This is a genomic window from Mycobacterium basiliense, from assembly GCF_900292015.1.
Classification (GTDB): domain Bacteria; phylum Actinomycetota; class Actinomycetes; order Mycobacteriales; family Mycobacteriaceae; genus Mycobacterium; species Mycobacterium basiliense.
In genome coordinates, this window is the sequence record NZ_LR130759.1 from 5090937 (window position 1) to 5106150 (window position 15214).

The 15214-nt window shown below is 65.6% G+C and carries 17 protein-coding genes; 10 read left to right on the forward strand and 7 right to left on the reverse strand.

The genetic code is table 11. From position 1 onward, the window contains the following. The 5 genes from MB901379_RS21625 to MB901379_RS21645 all read left to right on the forward strand — a co-directional run bounded on the left by MB901379_RS21625 (position 1) and on the right by MB901379_RS21645 (position 4388). The gene (locus MB901379_RS21625) at positions 1-717 is read left to right on the forward strand and encodes a sensor domain-containing protein (protein ID WP_158018474.1); all 717 of its coding nucleotides are present in this window, start codon (positions 1-3) and stop codon (positions 715-717) included. 152 nt (positions 718-869) lie between these two features. Continuing rightward, the gene (locus tag MB901379_RS21630; protein ID WP_232021931.1) at positions 870-1433 is read left to right on the forward strand and encodes a sensor domain-containing protein; all 564 of its coding nucleotides are present in this window, start codon (positions 870-872) and stop codon (positions 1431-1433) included. Between the two features lie 21 nt (positions 1434-1454). Further along, on the forward strand, positions 1455-2213 hold the full coding sequence (locus tag MB901379_RS21635; protein WP_158018476.1) for a LamB/YcsF family protein: 759 nt from the start codon (positions 1455-1457) through the stop codon (positions 2211-2213). Beyond that, the gene (locus MB901379_RS21640; RefSeq protein WP_158018477.1) at positions 2213-3133 is read left to right on the forward strand and encodes an MBL fold metallo-hydrolase; all 921 of its coding nucleotides are present in this window, start codon (positions 2213-2215) and stop codon (positions 3131-3133) included. Before MB901379_RS21635 ends, MB901379_RS21640 begins: the two co-directional genes overlap by 1 nt. Before the next feature lie 13 nt (positions 3134-3146). Further along, positions 3147-4388, forward strand: a complete 1242-nt coding sequence (locus MB901379_RS21645; protein ID WP_158018478.1) for an SLC13 family permease — start codon at positions 3147-3149, stop codon at positions 4386-4388. 8 nt (positions 4389-4396) lie between these two features. On the opposite strand, the gene rlmB is transcribed toward MB901379_RS21645, so the two are convergent. The 5 genes from rlmB to carD are packed head-to-tail and all read right to left on the reverse strand — an operon-like array spanning position 4397 to position 8490. Then, positions 4397-5329, reverse strand: coding sequence for a 23S rRNA (guanosine(2251)-2'-O)-methyltransferase RlmB (gene rlmB / locus MB901379_RS21650; RefSeq protein WP_158018479.1), 933 nt, complete (start codon positions 5327-5329; stop codon positions 4397-4399). Further along, on the reverse strand, positions 5330-6748 hold the full coding sequence (gene cysS, locus MB901379_RS21655) for a cysteine--tRNA ligase (protein ID WP_158018480.1): 1419 nt from the start codon (positions 6746-6748) through the stop codon (positions 5330-5332). 58 nt (positions 6749-6806) lie between these two features. Then, complete coding sequence (ispF, locus tag MB901379_RS21660; protein WP_158018481.1) at positions 6807-7304, reverse strand: 2-C-methyl-D-erythritol 2,4-cyclodiphosphate synthase; 498 nt, start codon at positions 7302-7304, stop codon at positions 6807-6809. Then, positions 7301-7984 carry a 2-C-methyl-D-erythritol 4-phosphate cytidylyltransferase gene (gene ispD / locus MB901379_RS21665; RefSeq protein ID WP_158018482.1) on the reverse strand — a complete coding sequence of 228 codons (684 nt, stop codon included), beginning with the start codon at positions 7982-7984 and terminating at the stop codon, positions 7301-7303. Before ispD ends, ispF begins: the two co-directional genes overlap by 4 nt. A 17-nt stretch (positions 7985-8001) precedes the next feature. Beyond that, complete coding sequence (gene carD / locus MB901379_RS21670) at positions 8002-8490, reverse strand: RNA polymerase-binding transcription factor CarD (protein ID WP_003419482.1); 489 nt, start codon at positions 8488-8490, stop codon at positions 8002-8004. Between the two features lie 452 nt (positions 8491-8942). On the opposite strand from carD, the gene MB901379_RS21675 reads away from it, so the two are divergent. The 3 genes from MB901379_RS21675 to disA are packed head-to-tail and all read left to right on the forward strand — an operon-like array spanning position 8943 to position 12076. After that, the gene (locus MB901379_RS21675) at positions 8943-9509 is read left to right on the forward strand and encodes a hypothetical protein (protein WP_158018483.1); all 567 of its coding nucleotides are present in this window, start codon (positions 8943-8945) and stop codon (positions 9507-9509) included. Positions 9510-9555: 46 nt separating this feature from the next. Next, positions 9556-10980, forward strand: a complete 1425-nt coding sequence (gene radA / locus MB901379_RS21680) for a DNA repair protein RadA (RefSeq protein ID WP_158018484.1) — start codon at positions 9556-9558, stop codon at positions 10978-10980. Between the two features lie 19 nt (positions 10981-10999). Beyond that, the gene (gene disA / locus MB901379_RS21685; protein ID WP_158018485.1) at positions 11000-12076 is read left to right on the forward strand and encodes a DNA integrity scanning diadenylate cyclase DisA; all 1077 of its coding nucleotides are present in this window, start codon (positions 11000-11002) and stop codon (positions 12074-12076) included. Between the two features lie 9 nt (positions 12077-12085). On the opposite strand, the gene MB901379_RS21690 is transcribed toward disA, so the two are convergent. Further along, positions 12086-12886 (reverse strand): hypothetical protein, encoded by an 801-nt coding sequence (locus MB901379_RS21690; RefSeq protein WP_158019367.1) that lies wholly within the window; start codon positions 12884-12886, stop codon positions 12086-12088. A gap of 104 nt (positions 12887-12990) precedes the next feature. Beyond that, positions 12991-13617, reverse strand: coding sequence for a carbonic anhydrase (locus tag MB901379_RS21695; RefSeq protein WP_158018486.1), 627 nt, complete (start codon positions 13615-13617; stop codon positions 12991-12993). Between MB901379_RS21695 and MB901379_RS21700 the strand changes: the two genes are divergently transcribed. Next, positions 13616-14527 carry an HhH-GPD family protein gene (locus MB901379_RS21700; RefSeq protein ID WP_158018487.1) on the forward strand — a complete coding sequence of 304 codons (912 nt, stop codon included), beginning with the start codon at positions 13616-13618 and terminating at the stop codon, positions 14525-14527. The genes MB901379_RS21695 and MB901379_RS21700 overlap by 2 nt on opposite strands. 243 nt (positions 14528-14770) lie before the next feature. After that, on the forward strand, positions 14771-15190 hold the full coding sequence (locus MB901379_RS21705) for a nitroreductase family deazaflavin-dependent oxidoreductase (RefSeq protein ID WP_158018488.1): 420 nt from the start codon (positions 14771-14773) through the stop codon (positions 15188-15190). Positions 15191-15214: the final 24 nt, after the last annotated feature.

Here is a 15214-nt window from a genome sequence, read left to right on the forward strand (position 1 = left end):
ATGCATCGGACACCGCGATGGTCAATCGTTTTGGTCGCCGCGGTGCTGGGAGTAGCCGGATGCGCTGCCACGGTCTCGGGAGACCCGCAAGCCGGCAGCGACCGCGGTCCGCTCAGCTGGGGCCCCGATCTCACCGGCGCGCAGCTGGCCACCGTCCTGCTCGACGTCGCACAGGTGGACGAGATCGTCGGCAGCACCGAGATGGTGGCCGTCAAGCGCTACGACGCCATGCCCAACGACGCCGGCGCCAGCTACTCGGATCCGGGGTGCGCAGGGGCGGTGTTCAACACCGTCGAGAGCGGATACCGGGACAGCCATTACGTTGCGGCAAGGGGTTTGGAGTTGAGCGAACCCGACGAGCATTTCCAGCACTACGTCGACCAGGGTGTGGTTTTGTTTGGCAGCGGCAAGGAGGCGCGGACGTTTCTCGCCACATCGCGCGGTGTATGGGGGCGCTGCGTGGGCAAACACGTCACCTACACCCCGCTGGCGGGCAGGCCCAGCACGTGGACCATCCGCACGCCGGTCACCGCCCACGGGATCACCGCCGCCGTCGTCGATCGGGAGGCCGGCGACGGCTACACCTGCTCGCACGGGATCACCGCGAAATCCAATGTGATCGTTGATGTTTCGGTCTGCGGCTATAACATCGCCGACCAAGGTGGGAGTATCGTTGCCGCCCTGGTGGGCGCCGTCGCCGGCAAGTTTCCGACATGAGCAGGTCCCGGGCGGTAGCGCTGATCGCCGCGGCCACGCTGGTGGTCGGGGGCTGTACTGTGACCGTCGTCGGAACGGCGCGGCCCGCCCCTAGCTTGGGCCACACCGCAACGACGACCGCCAGCCCGGCACCACGCATGGTTCCGGCGACCGTGCTCAAGAGCCTGCTGCTGACGCAGGAACAAGTCGTTGAGCTCGTGGGGGGAACGCACATGTCCCTGGTTGGCCCGATCACCGGCACGTCGGACGCATCCGAGATCGTTGACGAGCGCCCCTGCCTGGGCGTCGGTTCGATCGGGGATGCGTCCGTCTACGCCAACAGCGGCTGGGTCGCGATGCGCGGCAACCAGATGACCAGCCCCAATGTCGTTCAGGCCGACGTCACGCAGCTGGTCACGTCGTTTACGGCGGGCGCCGATGCGACGGCCCTGCTGCAGCGGGCACGCCAGGACTGGCAAGGATGCGCGAATTCCAGATACGGCTTTCATTCGTCCAACGGCAATCACAGCTATTTCAACGCCGGCCCCGTGATCGGCACCGGCGCACGCATCGAGGTGTTGCTGCGCCAAGTGGAAGACCCCCGATGGGCGTGCTCGCACGCGATGGCGGTGCACAGCAGCGTCCTCACCGAGGCCCGCGTGTGCCTGCTCGGCAAGGACACCGCCGCAGCGGTGAACAATCTCCTCAATCAGGTGGTTGCCAGGATCCCCCAATAGGCCAACTCCTAGGCTAGCCACGTGGCCCGTATCGATCTCAACTCCGACTTGGGCGAAGGATTCGGCATCTGGCAGCTAGGTGACGACGACGCCATGCTCGAGATCGTCACCAGCGCCAACATCGCGTGCGGCTTCCACGCCGGAGAACCGGCGGGCCTATTTCGGGTGTGCAAGCTAGCCGCCGAGCGAGGAGTGCGCATAGGCGCACAGGTGGGGTACCGAGATCTTCCCGGATTCGGTAGGCGCTTCATGGACATCGCCGCCGAGGATCTGCTCGCCGATGTTGTGTATCAGATCGGGGCATTGCAGGCGATCGCTCAGGCCTGCGGCTCGACGGTGTCCTACGTCAAACCTCATGGCGCCCTGTACAACACGATCGTGACCCACTGCGAGCAGGCCGCGGCGGTCGCCGAGGCGGTGCGTATGGTGGACGCCACGCTGCCGGTACTGGGCATGACCGGTTCGGTGTTTTTCGAGGAGGCAACCAAGCTTGGCCTGCGCACCGTGGCGGAGGCATTCGCCGATCGCGCATACCGCCCCGACGGGCAGCTGGTTTCCCGCCGCGAGCCGAGCGCGGTACTCGACGACGTCACCGCGATCGCGCAGCGGGCGCTGATGATGGTCACTACCGGCGAGGTCGCAGCGGTGGACGGCACCAAGGTGCGCATCAGCGCGGAATCGATATGCGTGCACGGTGATTCGCCGGGCGCGGTTACGATCGCGGCGGCGGTGCGTGACCGCCTGCAGACTTCGGGTGTCGAGATCAGGGCCTTCTGCTGATGCGGCTGAAGGTCGGTCGGCCCAACCTCACCCGATATTCGGGCCGGTTCAATGTTCCGGCGGCCCAACCCAATACATCGCTGTCGGTGATGTGGATTGGGGTGGCGACGTTGCTCCTCGATGACGGCTCGTCGGCATTGATGACCGACGGGTACTTCTCTCGGCCCAGCCTGGCGCGGGTGGCCACCACCAAGGTGGCCCCCTCGGCCGCGCGCGTCGACGGCTGCCTGGCCCGCGCCAAGGTGTCTCGGCTGGCGGCCGTGATCCCGGTGCACACCCACATCGACCACGTGATGGATTCCGCGCTGGTGGCAGACCGTACCGACGCAAGATTGGTGGGCGGCGAATCGGCGGCCAATGTTGGGCGTGGCTACGGGCTGCCCGAGGACCGGCTCGTCGTTGCGGTCCCTGGGCAGCCCATTGAGTTGGGCGGATACCACGTCACCTTGGTCGAGTCGCAGCACTGTCCTCCAGACCGGTATCCCGGGGTGATCGGTAAGCCGGTGATACCGCCGGTGCGGGCATCGGTCTATCGATGTGGTGAGGCGTGGTCGACGCTCATCGGCCACCGCCCGTCGGGACGGCAGCTGTTGATCCAGGGCAGTGCGGGTTTCGTCAAAGGCGTGCTGGACGGCCACCGCGCCGAGGTCGTCTATCTTGGCGTCGGCCAGCTGGGGCTACAGCCACGGTCATACGTGGTCGACTACTGGTCCGAGGTAGTGCGCGCGGTCGGCGCCCGCCGAGTGATCCTGATCCATTGGGACGATTTCTTCAGCCCACTGTCGAAACCGTTGCGGGCCATTCCATATGCGGCCGACAACCTGGACGCGAGCATGGGCATCCTCGACGAGCTGGCTAGCCGGGACGGAGTCAGTTTGCAGATGCCGACGGTTTGGCGGCGGGAGGATCCTTGGGCGTGAAGAGCTCGAGATCTTGACACTGATATTCGCGCTGTTGTTGCTTGCGGTGGTGCTCGGGTTCGCCGTTGCGCGCCCACGGGGATGGCCCGAGGCGCTGGCGGCGTTACCGGCGGCCGGCCTACTGATCCTGGTCGGCGCCATTTCACCGCAACAGGCCATGGCACAGGTGTCTGGGTTGGCCCGAGTGGTCGCCTTCCTGGGCGCCGTACTGGTGCTGGCCAAACTGTGCGATGACGAGGGCCTGTTCGAGGCTGCCGGCGCAGCCATGGCGCGGGCCAGCGCGGGGTCACGGGGACTGCTCAGACAGGTGTTCGTGATCGCTGCCATCATCACCGCCGTGCTCAGCCTGGACGCCACCGTGGTCTTGTTGACCCCGGTGGTGCTGGCAACTGTCCGTCGACTGCGAACCCCCGTACGGCCGTACGCGTATGCCACCGCCCACCTGGCCAACGCCGCCTCACTGCTGCTTCCGGTTTCCAACCTGACCAACCTGCTCGCCTACCGCGGCGCCAACATCTCGTTTACCGAATTCACGCTGGTGATGGCGGCGCCGTGGCTGGCCGCGGTGGCCGCGGTCTATGTGGTCTTCCGTTGGTTTTTCGCTCGAGATCTGCGCATCCAACCCGACCACGCCGATGAAGGGCCGCCTCCACGTCCGCCGGTGTTCGTCCTGGTCGTAGTGGCGTTGACGCTCGCCGGATTCGCTATCGCCGAGTCGCTGGGGGTGGCCCCGGCCTGGGCCGCCCTCGCCGGGGCCTCGGTGCTGGCAGCGCGCAGCCTACGACGACGCCACACCTCGGTGGGCGAGATCGTAGGTTCGGCGAACGTGTCTTTTTTGGTGTTCGTGCTGGCGTTGGGGGTCGTCGTAAAGGCCGTCATGCTCAATGGAATCGATACCGCGATGTCTGCGGTGTTGCCCTCCGGGTCGGGGTTATTCGCGCTGCTTGGCATCGCCACGGTGGCCGCCCTGCTGGCCAACGTGGTCAACAACCTACCGGCGACGCTGGTGCTGGTGCCACTGGTGGCGGCCAGCGGCCCGGCCGCCGTATTGGCGGTGCTGATCGGCGTTAACATCGGCCCCAACCTGACCTATGTCGGTTCGCTGTCCAACCTGTTGTGGCGGCGGGTGCTGCGTCAGCAAAACGTCGAAGCCGGTATCGGCGAGTACACCCGACTCGGCTTGTGCACCGTGCCGCTGGCCCTGGTGGCCGCGGTGCTCGGACTGTGGGTCAGCGTGCGGGTACTGGGACTCTAGCCCGGCAGTCAGCTTCTGCGCTGCCGAGCGATTTCGGCGAGCACCACCCCGGCGGCCACCGAGGCGTTGAGCGATTCGGCCGCGCCTGCCATCGGAATGGATACCACCTCATCGCAGGTTTGCCGCACCAATCGGGACAGCCCTTTGCCTTCCGAACCGACCACCACGACCAGCGGATCACCGCCGTCCAGGTCATCGACAGCCGTGGAACCACCGGCGTCCAAACCCACCACCCGCAATCCACGGCTGGCCCAATCCTTCAGTGTCCTAGTAAGATTGGTGGCTCGCCCGACCGGAATCCGGGCGGCGGCGCCGGCACTGGTCCGCCAAGCGACGGCCGTCACCGAAGCCGAGCGGCGCTGTGGGATCAGCACACCGTGGCCGCCGAAGGCCGCCACGGACCGGACGATCGCACCGAGGTTGCGCGGGTCGGAGATGTTGTCCAATGCGACCAACAGCGCGGGTGCAGTCTTGGTGGCGGCCGCAAGCAGGTCGTCGGGGTGGACGTAATTGTAGGGCGGCACCTGCAACGCGATGCCTTGGTGCAGGTGGTTGGTGGTCATCCGGTCCAAATCGCTGCGCGGCACCTCGAGGATGGAGATTCCCAAATCCGCTGCCCGCGAGACTGATTCGGTCAACCGTTCGTCGGCTTCAACTCCGAGAGCAACGTAGAGGGCGGTGGCCGGAACGCCGGCCCGCAGGCATTCCAGCACCGGGTTGCGGCCGAGCACGATCTCGGCTTCGTCAATCCGTCCCCGAGCCGGACGGCGTGCCTGCGACTTTGCCCGCTTTGCCGCGGGGTGGTTGGGACGCATGTGCGCTGGCGGCGTGGGACCGCGGCCCTCAAGGCCGCGACGGCGCTGTCCGCCCGAGCCGACCGTGGGGCCCTTCTTGGTGCCGGATTTGCGAACCGCTCCCCGACGCTGCGAGTTGCCAGCCATCTACTTGCCGTCACCACCCAACGTCCATTGCGGCCCGTCGGCGGTATCGGTGACCTCGATGCCGGCGTTCTTGAGGCGGTTGCGGATCTCGTCGGCAAGCGCCCAGTTGCGCTGTTCGCGCGCCTTTTGTCGGTTCTCCAGCTCCGCCTGCACCAGCACGTCGACGGCGGCCAGGGCGGCCGACGTCTCGTCACGAGATTCCCACCGTTCGTCAAGCGGGTCGCAGCCCAAGATGCCCATCATCGCGCGGATGGAACTAGCGCTTTCCAAGGCGCCGTCGTGGTCTCCGGCGTCGAGCGCCCGGTTGCCTTCGGCCCGCGTGTGATGAATCTCGGCAAGCGCGATCGGCACCGACAGATCGTCGTCGAGCGCCTCGGCGAATCGCGGCGTCCAGACGCCCGGCGGGACGACGCCCACCCGAGAACGCACCCGGTGCAGAAATTCCTCAACCCCCACATAGGCGTTGACCGCGTCCTGCAATGCGGTATCGGAAAATTCGAGCATGGAACGGTAGTGGGCGCTACCCAGGTAATAACGCAGCTCGGCCGGGCGTACCCGCTGCAACATCGCCGGGATGGCCAACACGTTGCCCAGCGACTTGCTCATCTTTTCCCCGCCCATCGTCACCCAGCCGTTGTGCAGCCAATAACGGGCAAACCCGTCGCCGGCCGCGCGACTCTGCGCGATCTCATTCTCGTGGTGCGGGAAGATCAAATCCATTCCACCGCAATGGATATCGAACTCGGCGCCAAGGTAGGTGCGCGCCATTGCCGAGCATTCCAGATGCCAGCCGGGACGTCCCCGACCCCACGGCGTCGGCCACGACGGCTCGCCGGGCTTCTCCCCCTTCCACAACGTGAAGTCGCGCTCATCACGCTTCCCGGTCGCTACACCCTCACCCTGGTGGACGTCGTCGATCCTGTGCCCGGACAGCTGACCATAGTTGGGGTAGCTAAGGACGTCGAAGTAGACGTCACCCCCGCCGGCCCGCTGATCCTGATAGGCATGGCCATTTTCGATCAGGCGGTCGATTAATTCGACCATCTGGGTGATGTGCCCGGTCGCACGCGGCTCCGCTGATGGCGGCATGACGTCCAGGGCGTCGTAGGCAGCGGTAAATGCGCGCTCGTAGGTGGCCGCCCACTCCCACCACGGCCGCCCGGCGGCCGCGGCCTTGTTGAGGATCTTGTCGTCGATGTCTGTGATGTTGCGGATGAAGGCAACGTCGAAGCCTCGTGCGATCAGCCAGCGCCGCAGGATGTCGAATGCCACCCCGCTGCGGACATGCCCAATGTGCGGCAGGCCTTGAACGGTGGCGCCACAGAGATAGATCGAAACGTGCCCTTCGCGCAATGGGACGAAGTCACGCACGGCGCCGGCCGCCGTGTCATGTAGCCGCAAGCGGGCAGGATCGGTCACGGCGTGCCAGCTTACTGCCTACTACCGCAAACGATGGGCGCGAGCGCCGCGCGCGGCCCTACCGGGCCGCGAGTGGATCACGAAGTGAAACCACCAACGCCGTCGCGATGGCGGCCAAACCTTCTCCTCGCCCGGTGAGGCCGAGGCCATCGGTGGTGGTGGCCGATACCGAGACCGGTGCGTTGAGTAGGCGCGACAACACCGCTTGGGCCTCGTAACGGCGCCAACCGATCTTGGGTCGGTTTCCGATGACCTGCACGGAAGCATTGCCGACTCGATAGCCGTGCTGAGTAATCAGCTCAACGACGTGGCGCAGCATGGCTGCTCCGCTGACGCCTTCCCAACGCGGATCGCCGACTCCGAATACGTCGCCGATGTCACCCAGCCCGGCGGCCGACAGCACGGCATCACACAGCGCGTGCGCGGCCACGTCACCGTCGGAGTGTCCCGCGCAACCATCAGCACTGGGGAACAGCAGTCCAACCAGCCAGCAGGGCCTTCCGGGCTCGATCGGGTGCACGTCGACGCCCAGACCAACGCGTGGTAGCCCGTTCACTCGTGCACTATCGCCTGCGCCAGCAACAGATCCAACCTGGTGGTGATCTTGAACGCCAGCGGGTCGCCGGCGACCACCTGAACTTGGCCGCCAATGTGCTCGACCAGCGATGCATCGTCGGTGAAGCCGGCACCGTCCGCGTGCCGATAGGCCCGCAGCAGGACATCGGTGGCGAACCCCTGCGGGGTTTGGACGGCCCTTAGCCCCGCCCGTTCCGGGGTGCCCAGGACCGCTCCGTTGGCATCCACGACCTTGATTGTGTCAGTGAGTGGTAGTGCCGGCACGACCGCCACCTGACCGGCCCGCAGCGCGTCAACCACCCGCACGATCAGCGCTGACGGGGTGAGCGCGCGCGCAGCGTCATGCACAAGCACGAACTCCGGTACGGCGATCTCGACTACCGCTGCCAAGGCCAGGCTTACCGTTTGAGTGCGGTCGGCGCCGCCGGCCACAACCATGGCTCGGTGGCCCAGGATCAGCTTGGCCTCATCGGTACGATCCGGCGGTACCGCCACCACGACGGCATCGACGACGCCCGACCCCAGCAGGCCGTCGACAGCGCGTTCCATGAGCGATTGACCGCCAAGTTGATGGAACGCCTTAGGCACACCGACCGCGAGCCGCTCTCCCGACCCGGCGGCCGGAACAATCGCGACTACGGTGCCCGTTCCGTCGGCCACCTAGAGCCTCGGGGTACTCAGGAAGCGGCGGCCAGCACCTCGTCGAGGATGGTTTCGGCTTTGGCATCGTCGGTGCTTTCGGCCAGCGCCAATTCGCCAACCAGGATCTGCCGGGCCTTGGCCAGCATCCGCTTCTCACCGGCGGACAGACCGCGTTCCTGGTCACGACGCCAAAGGTCGCGCACTACCTCGGCAACCTTGTTCACGTCGCCCGACGCGAGCTTCTCGAGGTTTGCCTTGTACCGACGTGACCAGTTGGTTGGCTCTTCAGTGTGCGGGGCACGCAAGACCTGGAAAACCTTGTCGAGACCCTCCTGGCCGACGACGTCGCGAACCCCGACATACTCGGCGTTCTCGGCAGGCACTCGAACAGTCAGGTCGCCCTGCGCCACTTTCAAGACGAGATACTCTTTTTGTTCCCCTTTGATGGTTCGGGTTTCGATCGCCTCGACTAACGCAGCACCGTGGTGCGGGTAGACAACGGTGTCACCGACCTTGAAGATCATCTGATTTGAGCCCCTTTCGTCACTCCATCCTAACACGCCGCCCTCACACACGGGGGCCAACGGTGCAGGTCAGGGGCACCGCGGCTGAAGATTGGGGGTTGACAGGGGATTCAAGACGTGCATGACAGCAGGTTCTGGAAGGCCTCGTGCCAGCGAGTTGGACGGTCCGCAACAGCCCCCGGGCTCCGCCAATGCGGCGGCCGGTCATCGGTTCCGACGGCCGACCCGCGGCGTCCTCCCGATCGCGTCACAGAATCGCAAAGGGCGCACTGCGGGTTGCTTGCGGGTTAATTGCGGGTTAAACGATCCATTTACTGAACGGGGCCAGCCAGGCGGCAGCGATACCCGTGCGCTACCCTCGGCGACGGCTACCTACTACTGTGCATAGTTGAATCGCCCGCAGCATGCCGTCAGGTGACCGAACATGCTTGGAGCCCAGCAGGAGGCATTGAGTGAACCGCTTCAAGATCCGCCTCTCCTCGATCGGCTTCGTCGGCCTGGTCGCGCTGCTATCCACTCTGGTCAGCGGTTGCGGAGCGGGGCAGATCAGCCAGACGGCTGTGCAGGAGCCGGCGGTGAACGGCAACAGGCTCACCATCAACAACGTGGCGCTGCGTGACATCCGAATCCAGGCCCTGCAGCGCAACGGCGATTTTCTGCAACCCGGTAGGACCGTGGACTTGGTGCTGGTGGCCGTCAACCAATCGCCCGACCAGGAGGATCGACTGGTCAGCATCACCAGCGACATCGGCGCGGTGGTAATGACTGGCGATGCTCGACTACCAGCGGGCGGCATGCTGTTTATCGGCACACCTGATGGCCAGATCGTCGCACCGGGCCCGCTCGAGTCCAACCAAGCGGCCAGGGCAAGCGTGGTGTTGGCCAAACCCATCACAAATGGCCTCAACTACACCTTCACCTTCAGCTTCGAAAAGGCCGGGGAGGGTACGGTGACGGTGCCCATATCGGCCCCGCTGTCCGAGCCGCAAGAAGTAGCGCCGGAGTCGGGCAAGCACTAAACGACGGTCCGCTCGGGCTGTCACACCCAACCGATACGGTCGCGGCGTGGCCAACGCTCGCTCGCAATACCGCTGCTCAGACTGTCGCCATCGCACCGCCAAATGGGTGGGCCGCTGCTTGGAATGCGGCGGTTGGGGCACCGTCGAACAGGTGTCCTTGCTCAGCGCGGCCGGTCGTCGCAGCCACCCAGCATCGGCGCCCACGTCGCCCGCCGTCCCGATCAGCTCCATCCAACCCAATCTGAGCCAGCACCGCCCCACCGGCATCGACGAACTCGACCGAGTGCTGGGCGGCGGGGTCGTGCCCGGCTCGGTGACGCTACTGGCCGGCGAGCCAGGAGTGGGTAAGTCGACGCTGCTGCTTGAGGTGGCCCACCGTTGGGCACAGTCCGGGCAGCGCGCGCTGTACGTCTCCGGAGAGGAGTCCGCTGGACAAATCCGTCTGCGCGCCGATCGAATCGGCTGCGGCGACACGGACGTCGACGCGGAGGTCTACCTGGCTGCCGAATCCGACCTGCACGCGGTGCTCGGCCACATCGATGCCATGCAAGCGGCGCTGGTCATCGTCGACTCGGTGCAAACGATGTCCACCAGCGAGGCCGACGGCGTTGCCGGTGGAGTCACGCAGGTGCGCGCGGTCACGGCCGCGTTGACCACGGCCGCTAAAGCCGACGGGTTCGCCCTGATCCTGGTCGGTCATGTCACCAAGGACGGGGCGATCGCCGGCCCGCGATCGCTGGAACACCTCGTCGACGTGGTGTTGCACTTCGAGGGCGACCGCAACGGCGGGTTGCGGATGGTTCGCGGCGTCAAGAACCGATTCGGCGCCGCCGACGAGGTCGGTTGTTTCCTCCTGCATGAAACCGGCATCGAAGGAGTCGCCGACCCGTCCAACCTGTTCCTGGACCAGCGACCGACACCGGTGCCCGGTACCGCCATCACGGTCACCCTGGACGGAAAACGGCCGCTCATCGGGGAAGTCCAGGCCCTGCTGGCGACGCCGTCCGGGGGCTCACCTCGGCGTGCCGTCAGCGGGATCGACCATGCTCGGGCCGCGATGATCACCGCCGTCCTGGAGAAACACGCCCGGCTGACGCTCGCCGCCAACGACATCTACCTGTCCACGGTGGGTGGTATGCGGTTGACCGATCCATCGTCGGACCTGGCGGTCGCTATCGCGCTGGCCTCGGCATATGCGAACCTGCCACTGCCCACCACCGCGGTGATGATCGGCGAGGTCGGTCTGGCCGGCGACCTGAGGCGGGTCAACGGCATGGAACGGCGCCTGGTTGAAGCCGCCCGCCAGGGGTTCAGCGTCGCTCTAATCCCCCCGGGTTGCGAGGCACTACCTGCGGGTCTGCACGCGCTGTGCGCCCCCACCATCGTGGCGGCGCTTGAGCACATGATCGACATCGCCGATCACCGCAGCGCCGCCCCGGCATCCGCGCATCGGCTGGACACCGCACGCTAACCGGCGAATGCATAGCAGAATGCACGCTGTGACTCGTCCGACTCTGCGTGAAGCTGTCGCCCGTTTGGCACCCGGCACCGGACTTCGGGACGGGCTGGAACGTATCCTGCGCGGGCGCACCGGCGCCCTGATCGTGCTTGGCCACGACGAGAATGTGGAGGCCATCTGCGATGGCGGCTTCTCCCTGGATGTCCGCTATGCACCGACCCGGCTGCGCGAGCTGGCGAAAATGGACGGCGCCGTGGTGCTATCCACCGACGGCAGCCGGATCTTGCGGGCCAACGTGCAGCTGGTCCCGGATCCGTCCATACCCACCGAAGAATCGGGCACCCGCCACCGTTCGGCGGAACGGGCCGCGATCCAGACCGGTCACCCGGTAATCTCGGTCAGCCATTCGATGAACATCGTGACCGTCTACGTTGGCGGCGAACGCCACATCCTCACCGATTCCGCGACCATCCTGTCGCGCGCCAATCAGGCGATTGCCACGCTGGAGCGGTACAAAACCCGGCTTGACGAAGTCAGCCGACAGCTGTCCAGGGCTGAAATCGAGGACTTCGTCACGCTTCGCGACGTGATGACGGTAGTACAGCGGCTCGAGTTGGTCCGCCGGATCGGTCGCGGAATCGACTACGACGCAGTCGAACTTGGCACCGACGGTCGCCAGCTGCGCCTGCAGCTGGAAGAGCTGCTTGGTGGTAACGACACCGCCCGGGAGTTGATCGTGCGCGATTACCATGCGAGCCCCGAACCACTGTCCAGAATGCAAATCGACGCCACGCTCAGCGAGCTGGATGCGCTATCGGACACCGAGTTGCTCGATTTCACGGTGCTGGCAAAGGTTTTCAGGTATCCAACGACAACCGAGGCCCAGGATTCCGCGTTGAGCCCGCGTGGCTATCGCGCGATGGCGGGTATTCCCCGGTTGCAGTTCGCACATGCCGATCTTTTGGTGCGTGCCTTTGGAACCCTGCAGGGATTGCTCGCAGCGAGCGCCAGCGACCTGCAATCGGTGGACGGCATCGGGACCATGTGGTCCCGTCACGTGCGCGAGGGGCTGTCTCAGCTAGCGGAGTCGACCATTGCCGACCACTAGCCGGCTGAGCTACCCGCCCTGGGCGGGTGGAGCCTCCGGCGGTGGCGCTAGCGCCGGACCAGGAGCGGGTAGCGGGCCGGGCGGCTGTGGCGGCGGATTCAAAATGAACGGGACCGGAAGCGACCGCAGATTACCCAACTGCACAACCAGGTTGTAGGTACCCGGCCCAATCGCCGGCCGCGGTAGTGGGCAACGCGGCGCCGACCCCATCCCGGTCCAGGTCACCGCGGTGGTCACCTGCTCGCCGGGCGCGAACGTCTTGACCAGGGTCTCGTTGGACGGTGCACAGTCCAAGTTGGACCACAACCGCTTGTTATCCAGCGAATAGACGTAGGCCGCAAGTACCGCGGCACCCACATCACGCTTGCACGCCACCAGCCCGATGTTGGTGACGACCATGGTGAATTTCGGCTGGTCACCGATGTAGTACTGGGGGGCATTGGTCAGGCCTTTGACCGCCAAGGTGGAATCGGGGCAGTCATCGCCCTCTTTGAGTACCGGCGGCGGCTGTACCGCGGCGGTAGGTGTCGGCGTTTCCGGGTTTTGACCCTGCGGCGGCGCCGCCGGAGCATTGGCCTCGGTTTGGCCCGCCGGCTGCGGCGCCTGCGGCGCGTCGGTGCCCGGATGCCCTTGAGCCGAGTCGGTCTTGTCGGCTTTGGCAACAGGCTTGGCGCCGGCGGTACTGCCGACGAAGGCGATGATGGTGGCGACCGCGACCCCGATCACTACCACCGCGATGCCCAGGGCCAGGCCCCGGCGCCGCCAGTAGATCTCCGTAGGTAGCGGGCCACGCGGTTCCAGATCCAGCACATTCACACCGTAGGGCCAGGTCACGCTGTCTTGATTGACCCGCCTCGGCGTGTCGCCCGGTTAGCTGAGCAACCGCCGTGTTAGTGCCACCGAAAGACTCCGGCCTAGACGGCCGCGTCGCCTATCTCGCCCACGTGGTTGCGCAACACCGCCCGCCCGTCCGCAAGCTGGTAGGTAACGCCCACAATTGCCAACGTTCCCGCGGCAACCCGCTCCGATATGGCCATGGAACGCGACATGAGCTGCGCCACCGTCTCGTATATGTGCCGCTGCTCGTACTCGTCGACGCGCTTCAGGCCGTCACGCCGGCCGAGCAGAATCGACGGCGCCACTCGCTCAACCACATCACGCACATAGCCGCCGGGCAGATTGCCGTCGTTGATCGCCGTCAACGCGGCATTGACCGCACCACAGCTGTCATGTCCTAGTACCACGACGAGCGGCACACTGAGCACCGTCACCGCGTACTCGATGGAGCCCAGCACGGCCGAATCGAGGACATGTCCAGCCGTTCGGACCACGAACGTGTCGCCCAGCCCTTGGTCGAAGATGATCTCGGCCGCCACGCGGCTGTCCGCGCACCCGAAGATCACCGCTGTCGGCTTCTGCCCGGCAGCCAGGCTGGCTCGATGGTCGACGCTTTGGCTGGGATGCAGGGGCTTGCCTGCAACGAAACGCTCGTTACCCTCTTTGAGTGCTTTCCACGCGGTTACCGGATTGGTATTGGGCATGCCAGCCATTGTGCCGCAAGCGCCGATGAGCGGTCCGCAACACATATCAGCCGCCAATCTTGTCGGTTGGTTTGAGCGAACGAGCCGCGACCTACCCTGGCGACACCCCGGGGTCAGCGCGTGGCAAATCCTGGTCAGTGAGTTCATGCTGCAGCAGACGCCGGTGTCGCGCGTGCTGTCGATCTGGCCGGACTGGGTGCGGCGGTGGCCGACGCCGTCAGCGACTGCCGCAGCAACTGCCGCCGATGTGCTGCGTGCGTGGGGGAAACTGGGCTATCCGCGGCGAGCCAAGCGCTTGCACGAGTGCGCCACCGTGATCGCGCGCGATCATGACGACGTGGTTCCCGACGACGTCGAGGTCCTACTCACCTTGCCTGGCGTGGGTAGCTACACCGCACGGGCGGTGGCCTGTTTCGCCTACCAACAGCGCGTTCCGGTGGTGGACACCAACGTACGACGCGTGGTGGCCCGGGCCATCCATGGCCGCTCCGATGCCGGTGCGCCGTCGGCGAGGCGTGATCACGCCGACGTCTCTGCGCTATTGCCCAATGACGCTACCGCCCCACAATTTTCGGTGGCACTCATGGAGCTGGGCGCCACGGTGTGTACCGCACGAACCCCGCGATGCGGATTGTGCCCACTGGATGCCTGCGCATGGCGCCAGGCCGGTTTTCCGGCGTCCGCCGGTCTCCCCCGCCCAGTTCAGCGCTACGCGGGAACGGACCGCCAGGTCCGCGGCTGCCTACTGGACGTGTTGCGCGCCAACAATGCTCCAGTCACCAAGTCACAGCTGGATGTGGCCTGGCGGACCGATACCCAACAGCGTGACCGGGCACTGGACTCGTTGCTTGCCGACGGCCTGATAACCAAGACGGTCGACGGCCGTTTCGCGTTGGCCGGCGAGCAGTAGATTCTCCGCCGGACCAACGCGTCAGTCGAAGCCTTGGGGTTGGCCTTTGGGGTTGAAGCCCTTGGGGTTGAAGCCCTTGGGCAACAGAGAAATTCAGTCATACCGCGCAAACGCAACTCGTCAACGGATATGATTGACCCACTTCCAGTTCGACCGTCACAGACTCACTCAGATGGCGCAAGCCGACCGACCTGCGCCCACCCAAGGGCGCCAAACCCATGACCGGATATGGAGATCACAGCGATGGCCGATCAACCCGAAATGCCCGGAAACGACCAGGTCATCGCGGAATTCCGCGCCAACGGCGGAAAGGTCGGAGGTCCGTTTGAAGGCGCACCCCTAATACTTCTACACACCACCGGCGCCAAATCCGGCAAGGAGCGTATCAACCCGCTGATGACGTTTAAATTCGACGGCACACTGCTCATCGTCGGGTCGTATGCGGGCGCCGACGTCGACCCAGCCTGGCTGCACAATTTACGAGCCCACCCAACCGCACGCATCGAAATCGGAACCGACACATACGCGGTACGTGCCCGTGAACTGCCCCCAGACGAGCGCAACGCAGCCTTTGCACGCATCGTCGAACAGCAGCCGGGCTTTGGCGCATACCAATCCAAGACCAACCGTGTCATTCCCGTAATCGAGTTGCAGCCAATATGATCCGGCGCTATGCGGCCGACATGA

Bases quoted from the DNA above. Each gene is read 5' to 3' on its own strand.
- MB901379_RS21625 (WP_158018474.1), top strand. From the start codon at position 1: ATGCATCGGACACCGCGATGGTCAATCGTTTTGGTCGCCGCGGTGCTG.
- MB901379_RS21640 (WP_158018477.1), top strand. From the start codon at position 2,213: ATGCGGCTGAAGGTCGGTCGGCCCAACCTCACCCGATATTCGGGCCGG.
- rlmB (WP_158018479.1), bottom strand. From the start codon at position 5,329: ATGGCTGGCAACTCGCAGCGTCGGGGAGCGGTTCGCAAATCCGGCACC.
- carD (WP_003419482.1), bottom strand. From the start codon at position 8,490: ATGATCTTCAAGGTCGGTGACACCGTTGTCTACCCGCACCACGGTGCT.
- disA (WP_158018485.1), top strand. From the start codon at position 11,000: ATGCACGCTGTGACTCGTCCGACTCTGCGTGAAGCTGTCGCCCGTTTG.
- MB901379_RS21700 (WP_158018487.1), top strand. From the start codon at position 13,616: ATGCCAGCCATTGTGCCGCAAGCGCCGATGAGCGGTCCGCAACACATA.
- MB901379_RS21695 (WP_158018486.1), bottom strand. From the start codon at position 13,617: ATGCCCAATACCAATCCGGTAACCGCGTGGAAAGCACTCAAAGAGGGT.
- MB901379_RS21705 (WP_158018488.1), top strand. From the start codon at position 14,771: ATGGCCGATCAACCCGAAATGCCCGGAAACGACCAGGTCATCGCGGAA.